Here is a 22,022-nt window from a genome sequence, read left to right on the forward strand (position 1 = left end):
GTAGATTTCTATGCAGGTGATCTATTGATCGCAAGTGTGGAGGCTGAGCCTTTTACCTTCAACTGGGACAATGCACCTCTGGGCAATCATTACATCACTGCTATTGCCACAGACAATGAAGGGGCTGGGACGGTTTCTAATTCTATAAATATTTCTGTCATTGAAAAACCAAAAGAACCAAGATTTAGATTGGTATCGCCTGAAGACAATGGCCAATACTTTTATAATGATTATATGTCAATGAACATTGATACCCTTGAAAATTCATCAGAAATCGTAAAGGTGGAATACTTCAGAAACAATATTTATTTGGGTACTCGAGAAAATCAGAATTTCGAATATAATTGGAGAATAAGTGTACTAGGTGATCTTAATATTATGGCAATAGCCACGGATGTCAATGGAAGAACAGCTTCGGATATCAAGAGAGTAAATGTTATTGATAAACCTAAGCCTTCTCTCAAAATCATTAATCCTAACAACAATGATATATACGATTTGGGAGAAGAAATAGGTTTAGAAATTGAAATAAAAAATGTTTCAGTAGAAATAAATAGAGTAGAATTTTATAAAAATGAACAAAAAATAGGAGAAATCAAGAATGGAGTTAAAAAATTAAATTGGGTAGCAGATGAAATTGGGACGCATCTAATCACTGCAAAAGCTATGAGTGAAAATGGTTTTACGCTTTATTCAGACCCTGTGGCAGTGATCATTCGAATAAAAAATAATCTTCCGAAGGTAGAACTGCTTTCACCCATTGAAGGTCAAATGTTTGAACAAGATGATATCATAGACTTGATGGTTCTTTTCGATGGAAATGCAGATGCTGTCGATTTTGTAGAGTATTATGCGAATGGTACAAAAATCAACACAAGCAGAAATTACCCTTACTTTACTCAGTGGAAAGATGCTACGCCAGGTGAATATTTCATACAAGCAAAAGCTTTTGAAAAAAACTCGAGCAATTACGGATTCACAGAGGGAGTCAACATACAGGTAAAATCGAATGATAGTTTCCGAATCACATCTCCGAGACCACTATCCAAGCATCATATTGGAACTGATTTAGAAATTACCGTAGCAATACCAAATTCCAATAAGACTATCGAAAGGGTCGAATTCTACCAAGGTAATACCCTAATTGGACAGTCAAGAAATAAGCCTTACAATTTTGTGTGGAAAAATATACCACAAGGTAATTTGACACTTGTTTCAAGGCTAGTTTATGCGGACGGTAGTAGTTTACTCTCTTTACCTATCAGAATTGAGATAATCAAATTACCTACAATTATTCTGACTATGAAATCCGAAAAATCAAGCTTTTCTTCAAGCGAGATGATAGAGTTTGTATCAACTTATCAGGATTTTAGCGCAAGCATAAAGGAGGTAATACTTATCAAAAACAATCACATAATAGAGAAATTTACAGGTGAAAATCAAAACTTTAAAATTTCTGACTTGAGTCATGGAATACATAGAATAAAAATAGAGGTTACGGATGCTTTAGAAAATAAATTCAGCTCTAATGAAATCCAAATATTCGTCAGAGATCACGATTTGATGGCAGAAGTAGAAATTGATGACTTTAAGATATATCCAAACCCAACGATTAGAGAATTAAATATAGATATAGATCTTAATTTTGACACTAGCACCTTGTATGCTGAAATCGTATCTATGACAGGTATGCCAATGGGAATACATACCTTTAATCCAAGTGAAGGCATTGCAACTTTAGACTTAGATCACTTAAAAACAGGAGTTTATTTATTAAGGATTCATCACGAAGGACGAATAATAGGCATGAAAAGGTTTATTAAAACCAATTGACAATCCAAAAACTATTTGACTATTATTCAGAGTTCAAGCTCTCCCATAAAATTCAGAGCCACCTAAGACACAGTTGGAGTTCCTTGGGTGGCTCTAGTTTTATGGTTTAAAACTAAACATCAAATACAATGGCATGGTTTAAAACCAGTAGATGCATTTCAATTAGTATGAATATGCGATTTGTTGCCTGGTGTCTTGAAAATTTTTATAATGTATTTATTTCTCAAAAGAAATGATTTTAAATTTTCAACCTATTTTCAATTGTAAATTCAAGGTATCTAAAATTTCGAACCAAGCATCCAATGCCATGGAAGGTGGAATCTCTACATCCGAAAATCTTATTGGCTGACCTTCTTGAATATTTTCCTTAAGTATAACATTTTGAAGTAGACCTATTGGCACATGATCTGGGTCATCTGAGATTAGCATAGCTTCACCCCTCAATTCAAAACCACCAATCCCAGTTTCTATAAACTCACCTTTATTCAAGTCTCTTTTGGCCAAAGCTACTACACTTGTAGTAGGCGAAGTACCATTGTACATCAGAAGTTTTTTGTGATGAAAAACTTCTTTAATCGTGCTAGGTATTTCAAAAAAACACAAGTGAGTAGGTTTATAATGATGATAAAAAGGTCCATCCCCCATTTTATAAGTACTTAGGGCACTTTTAAGCTCTTCTCTATGTGTAGACATTATGAAAACTCCCGGAGGTGCTGTTCTTGACAAAATATAGTCGCTTATAGGCATTCCTAATTCATCTGCTACCTTAGCCAGCTCCATCCCTGAACCCACAAAATCATCTGATTTTGGTCCCACAAGGCCTTGTTTTGCTATTCCCACACCAAATGAATTAGCTACCAATGCTTGCTCTACCTGCATTTTGGTCCCATCAGTAAAGGACGTAACAGAAGACAAAGAATAATCCTGCTTCTTGGACCAATATTTCATCTCCTCGACTGTAGGATTTAAATTCATAAAACCTTTAATGTTTCCATATACCAAAGGGGTAAATCCCATGTCCATAACTTCCTGCCTCAAAACAGCCAAACATCCTGGCTGATCACCATTTGCTTCAGTTATAAAACCTCTCTTTGCCAACCATGAACCTGTAGTCACAGCTGTATCTGCATCCATGGTAATTACAGGTAGATCATATTTGAAGGCTTCATTAATGATCTGGGTATTGTAAATGGCATCACCAGTGCTGACCACTATTACATCTGAGGTTACGAATAACATTTCTGGAGATCTGTATATCTTTTCCTCTGGGACATGTAGACCCTCTATAGGACCCAATCTCCTAGTTAATACTCCAGTGACTTCCATTTCTGAACTTGCATTAATCAACTTAACCAAGCCCCTGACGATTCTCCCACTTCCAATAATTCCAACTTTTATTTTTGTTTCGGGTGACATATCTAAAATATTTTTAAACCAATAACCAAATATAACAACCTTTTTAATTATATAAAATACTTTTTTCAATGTTTAAAGAACAATTTTATAGATTCATAAGTAAAAAAGGCTTTCAATGTCTATACAACCGTTTATGATAGTTTTTATCCCTCAAAAAAAATCAAAGAGATCAACAATGGTCTTTTAAAAGTGAGGGTATATTAGTTTATATGGATATACGGAACTTTGTCAATAACATTACAAAATTCCAATTTATCTAACTTCCGATATAAATTGATATTGGATACTTATGGATATTGACCATTAACAACCTGTTAAGACAATGAATTGAAGTTACTAGTAAAAAAGCGTATAATCAGATTAGTTTATAACGTATTGAAAAAAAAATTTCGGAAACTATATTTGAAAAGGATCACATCAGGAAACAATATTTCACTTGGTCAGATCACTGAAGATGGAATTCATACTTTGCTCAAATTTCTCTAAAGTATAGCTAGCAAAAAATTTCTCCCTCCCATTTTTGCCCATTCTTCTTGCCTCATTTTCGTCTCCTATTAAAAACGCTAAATGCTCGGCTACTTTTTGGGCATCTCCTGGCTGAGTTACAAAACCATTCTGATGAGAAGTTACCATATCCCCTATTCCTCCCACATCAGAGCTTACTATGGGCAAAGCGAACTGCATAGCCTCTAGCAAAACCAAAGGAAATGCTTCATCATAAGTAGGTAAAACGAAAATATCTGATTTTGAAAAAAGGGCATACTTTTCCTCTCCATATTTTTTCCCCAAATACACCACCTGCTCATGAAGATTAAGCTCTGAAATTTTTTCTTGTAATGAAGCGGCTGAAATATCTCCTTCAGCTCCAACCATTTCACATCTGAATGGCAAATTCAGCTGTTTTAATATCTGACAGGCTTCAAGTAGTACATATACACCTTTGGAAACAAGTAAGTTGGAAAGGAACAATATGTTCATATGGGGTTTGTTTTCAATCTCACTTGGGCTGAAATCTATGATGGGAATTCCATTGGGGCAGATAAAAATATCTTCTTTTGCAAAATACTTTTTGATATCAAAAATCAACCTTGCTGAAAGTAGAATTGCCTTTGCATTTCTAAAGGTCAATTTATACAAGAAGTTATCAAAAAGCTTATGCTGATTCAGAGCAACACCTTTGTTGTGAAAATGATATACGAGATTATTCCCAAGTAGCTTTAATACCAATGCTATGAAAGCATCTTTGTAAAATCCAACTCCTTTTGAGGTTGGTGTCATGTATATCAAGTTTGGTTTATCCTTTATAGCCTTATGTACAACTCTATACACAAGCTTAAAGTATCTCATCACCTTGTTGAACCCACCTTGACCTATCTCATTGAGTTTTTCTGAAGTACTCAAATTAACAAAACTGCACTCGTAGGTATCATTAATAAGACTACTGTCTTGGAGAAACTTCCCCATCATAGCAGCTCCATGTACCGGCGGAGGTACATGCAGAATGAATAGTATCTTTGGTTTAGAATTTTTCATTTCAATATAGCATTTATCTTGTCTAATAATCGCCTTTTTATGGAAAAGAACGCTCTAAACTCCTTCAAAACTTTGGGATCTAATTGCGTAAAAACCTCAAATTTGAATGTTCTTTTACCTGATGTGTCCACTTCAGTATCAAACCTCGAAGTATATTTAGTATGTGTAGCATCTTTTGAAAAGCCTATACTATATAGCTTGGAAATAGTTGGAAAAACTGTAACTAATCCATTTTGAAATTGGTGAAAGCAAAACCTTATGGCCCATGAACTTATTCGACCCATCTTTTGATTTTTCAGCATCCCTACCATGTCGCTTCCACCCATATTGAAAGCCTTTTTTTGCTTTGAGTCTTCAATAAAATCATCGTAATCTTTCATCTCCCAATCAATAGCCTCCCATCTATCTCTCCATATTCCCCAGCCCCACGAGGAAGCTCTCACGCCAAAGTAGAAATCATTGACTGAATTTTTACATCCGGGTAAAGGCAATGTGTAACCTGAAATAGAAATAACTCTTGAATCTGATTTATAAAAGCTCAATCCTTCATTCATGAAGTCAAGAAAATTGGGAGTTACCACAAGATCGTCTTCTAAAATTATTGCAGATGGATAGTTTTTCAGCACACTTGTCACACCCTCTATGATTGATTTTGCTAAACCCTTGTTTTCTTTGGATGCAATAATTGTAACTTTTTTGAAACCATCGATTGTACTTAAAAATGCTCTCACTTCCTCAATTTTCGGACCCTGAATATCATTCTTTGGGCCATCAGAAAACACAATAAGCTCACTTTCATGGGCTAAAAAATTTTCCCTAAGAGCATCGACACACCGCTTAGTTTCTTCTAGACGGTTGAAGGTAAAAAGACATATTGGAGCTAATTCCTGCATCTGAGTCATGGTAGATCGTTCATTATCATTTTTTGTTTCATTTCAAATTATCGCTGTACAGCTTCAAAAAGCTTTTACCAAATGCACTCCATGAATGATTGTAACAGAATTGCATCACTTCCTCTTTGTCATAAGCAAGATCATGATCAGCCGAAATCAATTGTGCCAAATTTTCAAAATCATTGTAAAGTAATACATTCGATAAGGAAGATAAATCACGAAATGCTCCAGAGTTTGGCCCTATAATCTTAGAATGCATTCTTAAAGAATCCATTAAAACACCCGAACTTAACAGGGTATCTGATTTGTAGGGAAAGAAAACGAATTTACATTTTTGAGCGTGCCCAGAAATCTGTCCCAAGGGAATCACTTCATTGATTAACGTCATGCTACTTGTAAGCTCATGCTCTATAGCTTTGAGGTAATTGGGATTGGGACATTTACCTATAATGAGTATTTTGAGCTTATTCAAAGAACTAGATTTATTGACAAATCTCAAAAATTCCAAGATTCCTTTGTAAGGTTGAATAGATCCCCATATCAATAAATCATAAGACTTGCTCGCTTCACCAAAGTACACAAACGGCTCATTGATAGGGTGAATCAAGTAATGAACTTTGTCTTGACACTGTGGAAAGTACTCTCTCACAAACTGAACACCATCCTCGGCATGGGTGATGATCAAATCAGCATGCTTCATCATCAGCCCATACATAAAATCCACCCAAAATCCTTTACTATTTTTTCGATCATATTTATTATGCAAAATCCAAATAACTTTTTTCCTGAAAATTGTTTTCAAAAGGATAAAGAACACAAAGAATAAAATTTGAATCTTACCAAAGCGCTTATAAACCAAGTCTTCCATCCAATTGAGGATATATGCATCAGTTTTGAATAAATATTGAAAAAATTCAATAACCCCATTTTTGCAAGATGACTTGTTGACAATATCAAAGTACCCTTCCAAAGAGCGTTCCAAGTCCTGCATATAGGGATTGGGGACGACTGAGTTACTATTATCTTGCTTGGGATATATGTATATTTTGCTCATAATTTGATTATTCATTCTAAGCTAACACCATTGTCTAGGTTCACGAATTCAGTCTTTATGCCTAAGTCATGACACGGGGTTACTTTTCAGAAATTACACAGAAATGATCCGTCTGAATCATTAATTTAAACTAGAAATAAGCTCTTGAAACCTCTTGCTAACTTCATCTTGGGAATGATACTTTTCTGCCACTTCGACCCCTCTCTTTACTAAGTCTAGTCTCATTTGATCATTATCCATCAACTCTTTGATTTTGCTAGCTAAGATTTCTGCATCGTTTTCTAAAACTGTCATGCCACATTGATGCTTTTCTACATAATCCACAACTGCTGTGGACTTTGGTGAGAAAACAATCACTGGAGTACCACTAGCCAAATATTCAGAAGCCTTGGTTGGCATCGAAAGCCTAATGAAACTGAGTCCTTTCTCATCAAAATCATAAGGCAAAATGAGAAAATCTGCTTCAGAAAAAATCCTGGGCAATTCATCATATTCTACATAGGGGTTATGCTTCGTGTGGCTGTAATTACGAATCCATTTGGGAGCTTCTGCTGTCTGCAATGCAAATTGAATTTCATAATCTGTAGTTTCATTGACGATTTCAATGGCAGCAGCTACTTCTTGGAGAGATGAATCTATTCCAGTGCCTACCCTACCTGCATACAGCAAAATAGCTGGAGACTCCAATTTACTTTTTGACTTTCGGTTTTTATTCCAAAATTCCACATCAATCGGATTGTGAAAAGTAAAGAATTCCTTCTTGTATCTTTCCTTATACTCTTTGGCCATCAAATCACTTATGCTCAACAATACGCTTGACTTTTCGAATAAAGTTTGGAAGTCCTTTTCAATCCTTCTAAACCAGTATTTCCCAAAGATGCCTTCTGTCTTTACCATTGAAGCCCAATCATCCATCATGTGAAATACCAAAGGTTTATCCAAGTAATATTGCACTTGAATACAAAACAAAATAGAGTTGCGTGAGGAGGCTTGTGCATAGAGTATATCCGGAGAAAACTCATCAAGCCACGCACAAAGCTCTGGAGAGAGCTCTTGAATAGAGGAATTGTGATACAAGCCCAAAAATTCTAGTGTAGGATAAAACACTTTGTTTATAAAGCTTAATCTTAAACTGGACTTTAGATTTGGCTTATCAGATGGAGTTTGGTCAACTATCGCTTTTGGCTTCTGTACTTCTCCGGAAAAATACTTCCTTTTGAACAAATTGAAAGGAAATTTCCATCTGTGCTCTTTATGACCTATTTGATAGTATTTACTGCACGCCTCAAAGTTGGTATTTTCATTGATTAAGTATCCAGAACAAACTACAGCTAATTTTTCTTTTGGGTAATCTTTGAACAAATTGGAAAGGGTGATTCCTCCACCTGTTACGTTGTCAAATGGTTGGTTGATAATAAGAACTTTGGGTGATTTCATATTACATTCCTTATTTTATTTCTTCAAAGACTTCGACCAATGATTTCCCAAAAGCCACTGAGTTGTATTTCTCTACATACAATCTATTGGCATTCTCCGCCATGGCGTCAAGCCTTTCGAAGTCCATTAACAGGCTATTCACAGCGGATTTCCAATCCTCCAACTCGAAGCTATTGACGCTCAATCCAAAACCATGATCGCCGGGATTGATATCTACATATTTGTTGTAAGTCATGATCGCAGGCTTGTTGATAGCCAAAGCATCCAAGAGTACCGTAAGACCAAGCGTCCTTCCTGTCACTACCTTATCAGCTTTGATAGGGATCAAAATAAATCGGGCCTTCTGATACCTTTTCAACAATTCAATGTATGGTATAAAATCAGAGTTTACACTGATATTTGAAGGCAAATTTGATGTATCTGGCCTAGTGGCAGGAGTACAGTAAATTTCCAAAGGGAAATCTATGTCTCTGAAAGTTTCTATCATCAAGTCAAAATCCCTATCCGTAGTACCTGCACAGATGGCATATTCAGTTTGACGAGAATTTACAAAATTCTCATTCTTTTTGTGAAATGTGATATCTGCACCCCAGCTTAGCTTTGTGAATTTTTTCTTAATTACTTCTTGTGGAGCCTCTAGTGCATTGATTGTCTTGTTCATCAGACCGTCACTAAGAAATGCAATTTTATCATACTGCAAAAGAAATTTCTTCCTAAAATCGAAGATTGGTTTCTTTTTTGGCTTATCATACAAGTTCATGTGCCCAAGTACTATGATTGGGGTACGCATCAGTCCCAGGAATTTGAATAGGGTCAACACCCTGGTATTTCCTATGGCAAAAGGTGCGTATATGGCATCATATTTCCTAAGCTGCATCAATACCCTCACTTGCTGATCTAGACAAGTTATCCGAAATACTCTCCCCAGTTTATCTAGCCAAGGGTATTTTGAATGCGGTAAAATATCTACTTGAAAGCCTTCAGTAGCATTGACCTCCAGAGAACCAAATAAAAAATGTGAGGGACTTTGTCCATCTACCCATTCTTGATAAATCTTCTCGAATGAATATGTGTTAATCACTAATATTTTCATCTTAGACATTAGTTAGTTGATTGAAAGTTTCTTTTGGCTTTTTGGGGTTTAATATTTTCATTATCTGATGATTGTTGAGATTTCTTAAAGACTTAGAAAAGCAAATTCTCACACATACCCAGATCAACATATAATTAAGTGTAAATGTATTGACAGAGGAGGGATACATATTGATCACACCCAGAAGTATCCAAATCCCACATGATAGTGTAAATAAATTCCTTGATTTGAAAATTCCTAAGATGGCAGCGGGGATCAAAATAAGCATCAAAAGTCCCAAACTTACGAATCCTCCTTTTAAAATCATTTGAAGAAAATCAGTTTCTATCACTGATCTATAGACAGATGGCTCACCATCACCCCAAATGATTCCAGGGCAATAATATTCCCCACTCATTCCTCTTCCTATAATCCAGTCAATTGGCTGCATATCTTCATAAAAATTTGCTTCTACATTTGATCTGGTATCTTCAAGCCCACGCTTGGTGAGGTTAGCAAGTAATCCAGAGTTAGATATTCTATCTAAACCCAATGTCAAAAGAGATGAAAATATCATCATACCCACCACCACTAGAATGGAGCGGAAACTACCCTTTTTCAAATATACAATTGAAGCAATAACCAATATCAAAAAGCAATAAATTGCCAACCCTCGTCTACCGTGATATACAGAGATCATAAGTGCTGTGAACATTGAGCCTAAAGACAAGAAGTTTGTCCTTCGAGAATGAAATGGAAAAGTGATCAATATTATCCCCGAGGTGATACCGAATGTCCTGGAATAATATTCGACAGCCCTCATGCCTTCATGAGAACCACTTACCATGATATATGGAATCGTGATCAGTACAAAAAACAAAAATAAGGCAGCAAATAGCTTGATAGCTTGGAGCAATCTTCTCAAGTACTCTTCCGTGATAGGAATGAGCATGATCAATGGGGAAAAATAAATAAACACACCAAACCATTGGTCGAAAAGTGTGACTTTTAAGAACCCAAAATCAAGGCTAAATCCTCTGAATACTACTGAGATTAAATAAACTAAATATACATAGTATACTACCTTTAGGTACAATTGGTTGATATTGAAATTAATCAAAAAGAAAGATCCTGGAACAAACATCAAGATCCCCACAATCTGAATCAAGCTACAAATGATCGGATGGATATACCCTGTATCAGAAAGTCCAGCACCAAAAGAATAAACAATAATCCCTAAAAAGAATAGGTTGATAAATTTTACATCACTGTTTTCAATGATCTCTTTCTGGCGATATGTCTTCAATATAGCTTCCAATTGTACTTTTATTTATGCTTTAGTGAAGCAAATAGGTCTAAATGAGATTGCATGATCGCCTCATCAGCAAATTCTGCTTTCAATTTGCCCCTCAATCCTTCTTCCAAACAATATGATATCCCATCTGCCAAATCTTCAGAAGATAGTGATTTGGCAAGATATCCATTCATCTTGTGTTCCACCATTTCTGGAATACCGCCAGTTTCGAATCCTACTACAGCTGTTCCGCACCTCAAACTTTCCAGTACTGTAGTTGGCAGATTGTCTGCTACTGATGAGACTACAAATACATCCATGGAGTTGTAAGCCTCACATATATCATTCTCATTGGACAAGTATCCTGTATAGTGGACTTTGAAGGGGATTTTATCAATCACTTCATCGCTGAGGTTACTACCAAACACAAGAATTTCATATTTTTCATTGAGCCCCCTATTACCTAGATGCTGCAAGGCCTCTAGCAGATACTTAAACCCTTTGTATGGACTGCTAATATAATTTGCCCCAAAACCAATAATCTTTTTATTACTTCTTTTGATAAATTTCTCAGACTTGGAGGGCATTTCTTGGAAATTCTCTGATACCGAATTATATATTTGGGTGATAGATTTCCCTTTGAGTAAGGCTGAGGACTTCGCATTTTTCTCCATCCATTTGCTAGGCGAAACAAAGAACAGATTCTCAAAACTATTGAAAAACTGCTCTTTTTTAGCAAACAGCTTACTTGATCGATCAAAATCGCTGGGGTTTGGCAAAACTTGACATGATCGACAGAAAGTCTTAAAATTATCACACTCAAAGCTGTAATGACATCCGCCTGTGAAAATCCACATATCATGAATGACAAAGACTACGGGCTTCCCAAGTTCGGCGATTTTTTTGAAACTTTTCAAATTCAAAAAACCTCCCAAAGCCCAATGAATGTAAATGATATCCGCATGCTTCACCAGAGGATGCCCTGATATATCTGTACCAAATTTAGGGTAACTAAAATTCCCAAATTCTTTATTATTCTCTTTATTAAGCCGTGCCTGAAGCTTATGATCCAATCTAGATTTCAAATTGGGAAGCTTCCCAAAAAATTGAATTTTTGGATCATCAGGAACAAAATTGGAAAACAAGGCTAATACTGAAGAATCAACACCATTTGACTTCATTAACTTGTGCAATGTGATGGTATAATTCCCAGAAGACGATGCTCCATATTGGACATGGACAATTTTCATTTTTTGATTTTTTTTAAAATTTTCTCCTTCTTCAAGCTGAAGTAGTAGGATTTGAATTTTCACTATGATAAACCTATAGAGATATCAATCTCTTACATGATTATTTTTTCAGCCATCAATTGACATATCAACAAAGCCTTACTTGATCCAAACACCTCTTTTCTTTTTGATCACAATCATAAAGTATTGGAATGGAGCCAAAAGCACACCATTCAAATTGGCTATGACAGCCGCTATAAACAAAGCATGTACACCGAGTCCTAAAACTTGTATAAGATATATGGCTATCAAAATGTAAACTACTGGGCTTATCAGACTAGCCCAAAACTGTAGTCTTAGTGCGCTGATACCGTTCAAAAAGGAAACATAGGTGTTCCCGAACATATAGCAAATAAAGAATATATAGGCCCAGACTGATAGTGATTTTGGAATGTTGACCAATTCATCACCTAGCCAAAGTTTATAAATATAATCAGATACCAATACCATGACCAACCCTACCCCTATAAATGCAATAATCAAAAGGTTATACTTTTTGATGGATGATTTGATCCAAGCAAAATCCTTTTTCATAAAAGCTTCTGTGGACGCAGACCAGAATGGGGTCAGAAAGATCGCAAAGACCATGTTGAGTATCCCAAAGAATTTGTAGGCGATATTGTATGCGACGACATCTTCAGCTAGAAAATTCCTCACAATGATAAAATTAGCTGATTGATACTGTATGACTGCCGCTACTTGAATGATGAAGAAAGTGCCTCCAAGCTGAAACAAGTTTCTAGCATAACCAAAATCCACACTCGCTACAGTTGGCTTCAGTTTGGAATACCTCCCATTGAACAAAATGAAATTAGCCACAACTAAAACCACCAAAGGACTGATGCATAGAGCCAAACCTAAGTTAAATAATGATCCCTCTGTGGTTCGGATCAAGACAATGATGACAAGTAAAACCACTACTTGTCCAAGAACATCAATAAAACTTGCTATGGCTGGCTTCTGATCCGCAGTGAGTATAGAAGAAATAGTTTTCAATATGAACTGCATACAAAAGTAAGTAAAGACAATGATCATCAACTTACTAAGATCTCCTACTATGGCTGTGTCAGTATTTAAGATTCCTGGCCAATCAATGAAATTGTTGGCAATCATAAATACAACCCATACCAAACTGAATATAATGATCAGAGAGGCATATGTGGTACTCACATATGTCTTGGCAAGCTTGTCATCTCCTATGGCCAAGCTTTCAGCTAACTTATTGCGTAGGCCTTGAGTCAATCCGATATCAAAAAAGGAGAACCAGCCCACAATAGAGCTTATTGTGAGCCAGATCCCGTATTTGGTAGGGCTGACATAGTTCAGGGTCATGGGAACCATCAACAAACTTATGCCTATGCTTAGCCCTTTGATCAACAGGGTACCGAGTATATTTTTCTTTGCTTTTATACTCCTGGCTTGACCACTATTGATATACCCTAATATATTCCTGTAACTTAAACTTATTTTCTCAATCATCTTAATTATACTCAAGTGAGTGAAGGCTCATAATCATATCCGTAGCCATAGCCATTGACTACATTGACACCATTAAGGATTAGTGTTGGGTTTTTAAGCTTTTCCTTCACTCCAAAATTAGACAAAAAGCCCAAGTGTTCTGAGGTTGTATAATTCGATTTTACAACATATAGTGTTGAATCGGCATATTTACACAAGGTAAATGCGTCAGGCACCATTCCCACAGGAGACGAATCAATCACCACATAATCGAAGTCAAGCTTCAAAAGTGTAATCAGATCGTCCAGTTTGGGAGAATTAATTAATTCAGAAGGGTTAGATACAAGCTTACCCGCTTCCATGTACCATAAGTTCTCTCTATCTGGGTGGTGATGAATAAGCGATTGAAGATTTGAGGATTCTCCATTAAGATATTCGATGATTCCCTCGTGATTTCTTTGAACCTTCAGCTTTTTGATCAAAGTGGGTTTCCTCAAATCAAATTCTAAGACTATCACCCTTTTCCCTATCAAAGATAGACTAGTTGCAAGGTTGAGACTGCAAAATGTTTTTCCCTCACCTGAAACGGTGGATGTCACCAGAATGACGCCATCATTTACGCCGCCATTCAGCGAAAAGAGGTTCGACCTCAGCAACCTGAACTGCTCTGCTACGGGAGATTTAACCCCCATACTAAATACATCCTCATTTTCATTTTCTGAAATCTCCGCTATGACAGGAAGCTGGGTGATATTCTCCACCTCCTCTTTGGTCTCTACTTTATCGTTGAAAAGATTTTTAATAAAGATGACCACGAATGGAATTCCAAATCCCATTATAACCGCAAAGGCTAAAATGACAATCTTATTAGGCTTCACTGGACCAAACGAGGCTTTAGCAGAATCAATGATCCTCAGGAAAGAATTAGATGTGGCAGAAAGGGACATTTGTGCCTCATCATACTTTTTGCTGAGATTCTGAAATTGCTCTAACTTGGTAAGTCTCAGTCGTGTGATCTCTTGAAGATCTCTCTCGATCTGAGGGATTCTAGAGGAGCGACCTTCATATCTCGATGAACTAGACTCCAGATTGTTGATTGAAATTTGTAAGGAAGATCTTAGATTGACTAAATTACCCTCTATGGAAAGTTTTTGATTTCTAATCTTATCGTTGATAGACACTACCAAAGGATTGCTAGGCTGCACATCCCTAAGCAGTCTTTCTTTGTCTCTGACCAAACCATTGTAGTTTTCTATAGCTGCTACCAATGAAGGATCATTTAGATTTAGAGAACTCGGTATAGATTTGGTGTTTTCATTTGACGAGTTACGAAGCAAATTCTGTATTGACTCCACCACTTGAATTTGAGTCCTAACGTCTGCTATTTGATTTCGATTTTGATTGGCATTTTCCAAACTCAACCTTGCTTCGGTATCTATATCACTGATTCTATTTTGGCTTTTAAGCCTTTCTATCCTACTTTCAATAGAGTCTATTTCAGCAGCAAGTGTACTTAATTCTTTGGACAAAAAAGCAGTGGCATTTGAAGCAGAGTAATTCTTTTCTTCTTCGGTTTCAGAGTTATACTTACTGATCAAGTTATCAATGATATCTACACCTCTTTCTGGAATATTATCCAGCCTAGAGATCTGAAGTACACTGGATTGCTTACTGATCTGATAGACATTCAGACCTTTGCTCAATGATCTCGCCAGTCCCTCTGATCCATAAAAATACACACTATACTCAAGCTGCTCTAGAGATTTTAGATCTACCCATTCGCTCAAATTGATAGAAAACTTTCCGAAATGTCCCGACACCAATTGACCAAATTTATACTTCTGGATCTTTCCATCGAAGCTTAACTCATAGGTGCTTTTATCCAATATTTTTATACGGTATTCATCGTCCTCTACTTTGTATTTCCACTCCCGATCTTGCCAATCAACTTGAATAGGACTGCTGTATTTGTAATACTCGACCTGCCTTCCTAAAGCATCTTTGGAAAAGATACCTACCACAATGTCCAAATCCTCCACAACAGACTTCATAAGCTGAACCGATTTGAAAACCTCAATTTCGTTTTCTATGATTTTGGAAGAACGGTAGCTGTCCAATTCTTTCATCAGTGGGTTATCGGAGAAATCTACCCCCTTCTCTCTATCTCTGATGACAACTTTGCTAGAAATCTCGTAATACGGAGTAGAATAAATCAAATACAAAATGGCTAAACTCACTGTGATCAATACACTAGCTATAAAAAACCACTTATGCTTGAAGTATCTTTTCAAAGATTTTTTTGGATTGAAATTTTTACTTTCTCCAAAACCATCAAGTAATATATCTGATGCCTTCATCTTAATTAAATAGGTTTTGATAATTAAAAATAACTGCAACTAATACCGAGGACGCCACAGAAATCACAGTGATAAAGGTTCTATTATCTCTGGTATCTTTCACTTTTTGCTTGTCAGGCTCCACGTAGACAATATCATTCTGCTCAAGGTAGTAGAATGGAGAATTCAAAACATTTTTATTGTTAAGGTTTACTCTATACACATTCCTCTTCCCATTTACATCTCTAAGCACAAGTACATTTTCTCTTTTTCCATAGGGAGTAAGATCGCCTGCCAAGCCTAGGGCTTCAAAAATATTGATTCGCTCCGAGCCAATTAGAAAATTGGAAGGTCGATTTACTTCACCTATGACCGTCACCCTGAAGTTAGAGATCATGATGCTCACAGTAGGCTCCTTTAGATGTGACTTAAGTAAAAATTTCAACTCTTCTCTTGCCTGCTCAAGGCCTAATCCCGCCAATCGAATTTCCCCTAGAACTGGAAAGTCAATTTTCCCATCCTTACTTACCAGGTAGATGTTCTGATCTGTGCCTTCAGGTCTTGAAAGCATCCCATTCACTGGCTCTATTACGTCTGATACAACTCCTCTATTGAAGAGTAGATTGGATTCAGCATTTGGACTGTTTACTGTAATTTTAAGCCTGTCATAAGGTTTGATTTTTACTTCTGTTTCCTCCGCTATTTTGACAGAAAATTCTGAATTGGACTCTATGTCACTAAAATAGGTAAGGTTTCTTTTAGCGCAGCTACTCATTATCAGTACCAGCCAAAAAAGATTTAAAACCACTTTTTTCATATTACACCTAATGTTATCCCTGTAAATTTTTTATTCGACATGTAAACGTAATACATTTATGTGTATCTAAAAAGCATTTCAATATATTTATTTTACTATAAGGCGCTCTGGATGGTCAAAAATATTCTTCTGAATTACAAATTCAATTTCAGCAGAAAATCCAAACAAAAATCTAAAAAAATAAGAGAGAAAACATAAAATGAAATTATGTATTGATTATCAGTTTAAAAAAAATATAAAACTCTGTATTCTGAACTTAAAACAAAATGAACAAACAGGATATGTCGCTCACTACAATTGACTAAATTTCATCAAAACACAAAAATAAAAATACGAAATACTTTTTTATATATTTATTAAGCTTATTTTTGTATTTGTTATTGATGAAAAAATTTGAGAAGCTTAATGAAACTTTTCAAAAAGTTTTTTCGGAGACAGCAAGGCAATTTTAGTATAGCCATACTCATAACAATTATCAAATGAAAAAAGTACTCATCACAGGTGGGGCCGGATTTCTAGGTTCAACGCTTAGCAGAAGACTGGTCAATGAAGGATGTCAAGTGTACTGCTTGGACAATCTTTCTACAGGGTTTTACAAAAATATCATTGATCTATTACCTCATCCGAATTTCGAATTTATCCTCCACGACGTTACTGATCCTATTCATATCGAGGTGGATGAAATCTACAACCTTGCTTGTCCCGCTAGTCCAGAAAAATACCAAGCTGATCCCATCAAAACAATGAGAACTTCGGTAATTGGCGCCATGAATTTGCTTGAACTCGCCACCAAAACAAAAGCGAAAATTCTCCAAGCAAGCACTTCCGAAGTTTATGGAGACCCAAAAATCAGCCCACAACCTGAAGGCTATTTTGGAAATGTCAACATCAACGGTATACGCTCATGCTATGATGAAGGAAAAAGAGCAGCAGAAACTTTATTCACAGACTATCATAGACAATATGGTACGAGGATAAAAATCATGCGCATTTTCAATACCTATGGCCCAGCCATGGACATGAATGATGGTAGAGTCGTTTCGAACTTTATCGTACAAGCTTTAAAAAATGAACCTATCACGATCTATGGAGAAGGTTCTCAAACAAGAAGCTTTTGCTATGTAGATGACAATATCAATGGAATGCTGAAATTAATGAAATCTCCCGAGGAGATTACTTTTCCAATCAACATTGGCAATCCCGTGGAGTTCAACATGCTCGAATTGGCCAACCTAATCTTGAATCTAACTGGAAGTAAAAGCAAACTTGTGTATAAAAACTTACCACAAGATGACCCTCTCCAAAGAAAGCCAAATATTTCGCTTGCAAGACAAGTTTTGTCTTGGGAACCAAGAATTGGTTTAGCAGATGGACTATTGAAAACTATAGCATATTTTCAAAAGGAAATAGACCAAAGCTTAGTAGCAGTGAAGGTTAACCATTAAAAAAGTAATTTCTGGCTTCATTGCAAAAGCTCCTTAGTGGTCATTCATAACGATGACCACTAAGGAGCTTATTTTTGATATTATCTGGATCATTCAAAGCTTTTATCAAGACCAAAAACTAAAGACAAACAAGCGGGTCTTGTTAATTTATCAACAGTGGCCTAGAAGCCGTATACACATTCCCTACACCATCAGTCGCATACACATAAACCCTATATCGAGCTTTGCCAGATGGAATCTCAATTTCCACAAATTTATTGTCCAGCAGGGTCTGGGATATGGCATCAATTTTTTCCCAGGTTTCTTCATTGAGTATCTCCCATGAATATTTCAACTCACCCTGATAATCGTTGGTGGTAGCAGATGACACCCAATACTTCTGACCCGGATTAGCCGGATACCAATGCCCCACAATATTCACTTCTGGCATATCATGTATATTGCCACCACCCTCTCCTTTCCAAACCCGACTGAGAGCATGGTATGCTGGCTTCAACCTACCCTCAAAGTCTGTCAACCCAAACCATGTTGCAGTTCCTTCATAGCGGTCTCTCCAGCTGTAAGCTACGCCCCCAAGCAAATGCCCCTTGTTGGCCTGAATAAAATCAAGCCATTGCTCAGCATACCATTCTGCCTTAGCTAATGATCCTTCCTCCAGCAAAATCGAATCGTTATAAAAACTTCCATATTGCTTATTCCAATATCCATTCGGTCCGAATTCCGTCACAGCATATGGCCTAAGGGTGTCGGATTGGGAGACAATTTCATGCAACATAGAAATATTTTCTCTGTAATAGCTGTTCACCCCAATCACATCAATCGATGGTGCAAATATTGAAAAATCCCGTATCGTAGACATTAACCTCAATTGGTCATGCTCTTCTGAGGAAAAAATAGGTCTTTCAGGATCTATCGCATGAATTTTGACCGCCAAATTTTCTAAAAATTTCAAATATGCTATTCTGTTTAAATTCAAATAAGGCTTAGCAAAATGTTTCTTCAATAATCCATAGGTCTCATTACCAATATTCCATGCAATGATACTCTGATTATCTACATGACTGGTTACATATGACAAGACCTTTTCTTCGTACTTTTCTAGCGCACGCTTATCTTTAAGATAATCAATCTTAGGATCAAACCAGAACCCACACATCACTTTCAAACCCTGCTCCTGGGCAGTTCTATAAATATTTCGATCATATATACTAGGCTCATACCTTCTTATGGTATTAGCACCCATAGCTTTGATTTTATTGAAGTCTTGAGCAATTTGACTTTTGCTCAAAGGATAAAATCCATCCTCCCAATCATGCCCTGGATTGTAGGCTACACCCTTCATAAAAAAGTCCTTCTCGCCATTTACTTGCCAAACAAACTCTCCATACTTACCCTGAATACTACTAGCTTTAGAAGAAGATGTGATTGACGCTTCTCGATAAACAGTAGACTTTTGGGCAATCTGGTATACTGAAGTTGGGAAACTTGACAATGAAGTAGCCACTGATTTAAGATCAAAAGTCCAATCTATGAATTTCACATCAGGAGTAGGTCGCCAACCTGTTATCCAATTTTTGTCTTGATCACTATAAAAAAACACAACAGACTTGATCTCTTGATAATTCTTGGAAATATGATTGAGACTCTTGCTGTTCCAAGATTCTGATCCTGATGAATATGAAGTAGATCCAAATTCAGCAAGCATTATGGGTAGATTCAATTTTAGAGAAATAAACTTATCTCTAAAAGGAAGGTATAGCTCATCAAAATCAACATTTTTTTGGTTTTCTGCTGCTTTCCCATAATTCAAACTTGTCAAACTTATCCAATCAACATAATGAAAAGGCGAGCCTGATTCCCCAAATGGAAAATATGCTTCCATTTCTTCAGCTGACCAAGGACTCCAAACCCAACTCACATTGTGTACGCCTAGCCGATCAAATCTTTGATGGACATATTTCCATGCATTTTTGAAATCCTCTGGAGAATTGCCTCCAGTTCGAGACCATGGATACATCGGATTTTCCATTTCATGTGCAAACCTCAAGAATACTGGATAATTTAAATTTTTGAGTGCTACTGCAAACTTATCTATGTATTCATCAAAGTGACCAGAAAGGATGTATTCGAACACTTTTTTATTCTGGCTGATGTCAGGATGAGAACTAAACTGCTCAAAATTATTTGTAAATGGCTCCCAGGTGATCATAGGAATATGACCATTCTTGATTATTCTCGCCCAGTTACTCTCAGGTAACTCTTGATCTCCCCAAGCTATGTAAGTAGAGATGATTTCAAAATCTCTATCCACTTCCTCTGAGATATCCTGCACCCATGATTCTTCAAAAGCATCATTGTAATCTGGTGAATAAATTCCAAGATAAAACCCTCCCACAGTTATTTCCTTGTCATTAGAAGTCCAATTGACGTAGGAATCTCTTATTAATTTAAAATTGGAGAAAAATAGAAATACAAACATTGAAAGAATCGCTAATGGATACTTCAAAGGTCTTGCTGCTCTTGACACTTTTCCTACATATCTATCTAAAGATAATTTACCTAGCAATGCTTTGGTGCCATGCTTAAGACTTTGCATCAGTTGCGTCTGTCCAAAGATGAAAGCTAGAAAGAAAAACACCGCATTGAAAAAGGCGAAGACTGCCATCAATAAACTATAGGGCTGAAAATCCCTTTGAACTCCATAGACAATCGCTGCAACAGAAATTATCGAAACTATTAAATTCGGCATCCCTAGCCAAAACTCATTCTTTGAAGAATGCTCCTTTGGAGTAGGGATATAGGGAACTTTATGATTGATTATGGTGTAGAACAGTCCTATTATATATATCCACCATGTCCCTAATCTTAGGATTCCTCCAGCCAAATGCAACCCTTTTTCATGCTTTTCCATCAACCAACTTTGGGCTTTCCATCTGAATAAAAGTGATACTACCAATAATGGGATATAGAAATTAAAAAATTTGGTGGGATTCAGTAGCCAAGGATAGTTACCCGTTAACAAACTGTAAATAGGTATAAAAATATCAATCAATGTAACCAACCCCACCAGATAATATATAGGCATCAAGACATAATGAGCTTTCTGGGCTAAAGTGAATTTGTTAAACAATTTGGGGACCAAATTGACCCAAAGGTCAAAAGTACCTCTACTCCACTTTAACTGCTGAGAGTAGTAAGCAGAAAGGCTAGAAGGTACTAAACCTCTAGAAACTATTTGAGGTACGTATTTCGACTTCCATCCTTTGGCATGAAGAAGCATAGACGTATGCATATCTTCAGTGAGTCCAGGCGCATGCCCTCCTATACTATTCAATGCTTCCCTTCTAAAAGTACAATTTGCTCCTATAGCTTGAGCTGTACCAAATTTGCTCATCACAGTCATGAGAGGACCATAAAACATATACGTCTGCTCAGCGGCACCTTGTGCTACCAGTGATTCACCTTGATTTTCATAAGCCTGAACTACCTGTACATATCCCAACTCTTCGTCATCGAAATAAGGCAATACTGCATCTAAAAAGTCTGGTGTAGGAGCATGATCAGGATCCAATATAACACAAAGCTCACCATGTGATTGTCTTAAGGCATTGTTAATATTCCCTGCCTTTGCATGATCATGTATCTCCCTAGTCACATGAATGACTCCTAACTTTTCACACAAAGCTTTGAGAGCTGGATCATTTCCCTCATCACATAAATAGGTTGTGTGAGGATATGTGACAGCCACCATGGATTCCAAGGTATTTTTGATCATGTCATAGGGCTCACCGGGACATGCTGTAGTAAACATATCCACGGTGAAATGCTTTTTGATATCTACTCGGTGTGCCACTTCAGTCAACCCGACATAGTGATACCATTCAAAAAATGATTTCAGCAGTTTGAAAATCAAACTTGCCGTAAGAAGACCATACAGGACTTTATGACCTGACTCTACTTCAGTAACAAAACCATAAATGAAAAAAATTAAACTGATGATCGACAAGCAAAACAATAGAACCATTGAAGCTTTAAGCGATTTTACTTTTGATCGAAAATTCATGATAGGATAGACTGTGAACTAATTTTCATCATCTTTTAACGGATTTGAAAATCATTTTTTTATATATTAAATGCATTTTTAT

The 22,022-nt window shown here is 36.5% G+C and carries 13 protein-coding genes and 1 pseudogene; 2 read left to right on the top strand and 12 right to left on the bottom strand.

Translation table 11 applies throughout. The features are described from left to right. Positions 1-1,833: Ig-like domain-containing protein (locus tag MM214_RS12275; RefSeq protein WP_241295885.1), on the top strand; the 1,833-nt coding region annotated here is incomplete at its 5' end. A 246-nt stretch (positions 1,834-2,079) separates the two neighbouring features. Here the strand turns inward: MM214_RS12275 and MM214_RS12280 are convergent. The 11 genes and pseudogenes from MM214_RS12280 to MM214_RS12330 form a co-directional block, all read right to left on the bottom strand. Further along, positions 2,080-3,249 (bottom strand): SAF domain-containing protein, encoded by a 1,170-nt coding sequence (locus tag MM214_RS12280; RefSeq protein ID WP_241295886.1) that lies wholly within the window; start codon positions 3,247-3,249, stop codon positions 2,080-2,082. Between the two features lie 432 nt (positions 3,250-3,681). Further along, positions 3,682-4,782 (bottom strand): glycosyltransferase family 4 protein, encoded by a 1,101-nt coding sequence (locus tag MM214_RS12285; protein ID WP_241295887.1) that lies wholly within the window; start codon positions 4,780-4,782, stop codon positions 3,682-3,684. Next, positions 4,779-5,693 (bottom strand): annotated as a pseudogene (locus tag MM214_RS12290) (glycosyltransferase); the annotation flags it as partial. The gene MM214_RS12285 and the pseudogene MM214_RS12290, both read right to left, overlap by 4 nt. Positions 5,694-5,712: 19 nt before the next feature. Beyond that, positions 5,713-6,729 (bottom strand): glycosyltransferase family protein, encoded by a 1,017-nt coding sequence (locus MM214_RS12295; RefSeq protein WP_241295889.1) that lies wholly within the window; start codon positions 6,727-6,729, stop codon positions 5,713-5,715. 120 nt (positions 6,730-6,849) lie between these two features. Then, positions 6,850-8,166 carry a glycosyltransferase gene (locus MM214_RS12300; protein WP_241295890.1) on the bottom strand — a complete coding sequence of 439 codons (1,317 nt, stop codon included), beginning with the start codon at positions 8,164-8,166 and terminating at the stop codon, positions 6,850-6,852. 10 nt (positions 8,167-8,176) lie between these two features. Then, positions 8,177-9,259, bottom strand: a complete 1,083-nt coding sequence (locus tag MM214_RS12305) for a glycosyltransferase family protein (protein WP_241295891.1) — start codon at positions 9,257-9,259, stop codon at positions 8,177-8,179. A 1-nt stretch (position 9,260) separates the two neighbouring features. Further along, positions 9,261-10,556 (bottom strand): hypothetical protein, encoded by a 1,296-nt coding sequence (locus MM214_RS12310; protein WP_241295893.1) that lies wholly within the window; start codon positions 10,554-10,556, stop codon positions 9,261-9,263. An 8-nt stretch (positions 10,557-10,564) separates the two neighbouring features. Continuing rightward, a complete protein-coding gene (locus tag MM214_RS12315; RefSeq protein WP_241295895.1) occupies positions 10,565-11,782 on the bottom strand; it encodes a glycosyltransferase in 1,218 nt (405 codons plus the stop codon). 138 nt (positions 11,783-11,920) lie between these two features. Beyond that, positions 11,921-13,300 carry an MATE family efflux transporter gene (locus MM214_RS12320; RefSeq protein ID WP_241295897.1) on the bottom strand — a complete coding sequence of 460 codons (1,380 nt, stop codon included), beginning with the start codon at positions 13,298-13,300 and terminating at the stop codon, positions 11,921-11,923. An 11-nt stretch (positions 13,301-13,311) separates the two neighbouring features. Further along, positions 13,312-15,636, bottom strand: coding sequence for a GumC family protein (locus MM214_RS12325; RefSeq protein WP_241295899.1), 2,325 nt, complete (start codon positions 15,634-15,636; stop codon positions 13,312-13,314). Position 15,637: 1 nt separating this feature from the next. Beyond that, positions 15,638-16,432 (bottom strand): polysaccharide biosynthesis/export family protein, encoded by a 795-nt coding sequence (locus MM214_RS12330; RefSeq protein WP_241295901.1) that lies wholly within the window; start codon positions 16,430-16,432, stop codon positions 15,638-15,640. 479 nt (positions 16,433-16,911) lie between these two features. Here MM214_RS12330 and MM214_RS12335 point away from each other — a divergent pair, with 479 nt between their 5' ends. Further along, positions 16,912-17,877, top strand: a complete 966-nt coding sequence (locus tag MM214_RS12335) for a UDP-glucuronic acid decarboxylase family protein (protein WP_241295903.1) — start codon at positions 16,912-16,914, stop codon at positions 17,875-17,877. 142 nt (positions 17,878-18,019) lie between these two features. Here the strand turns inward: MM214_RS12335 and MM214_RS12340 are convergent, their stop codons facing one another. Then, positions 18,020-21,940, bottom strand: coding sequence for a glycosyltransferase (locus MM214_RS12340; RefSeq protein WP_241295905.1), 3,921 nt, complete (start codon positions 21,938-21,940; stop codon positions 18,020-18,022). Positions 21,941-22,022: the final 82 nt, after the last annotated feature.

Origin of the sequence: Belliella kenyensis, assembly GCF_022549675.1 — a bacterium.
Taxonomy (GTDB): Bacteria; Bacteroidota; Bacteroidia; order Cytophagales; family Cyclobacteriaceae; genus Belliella; species Belliella kenyensis.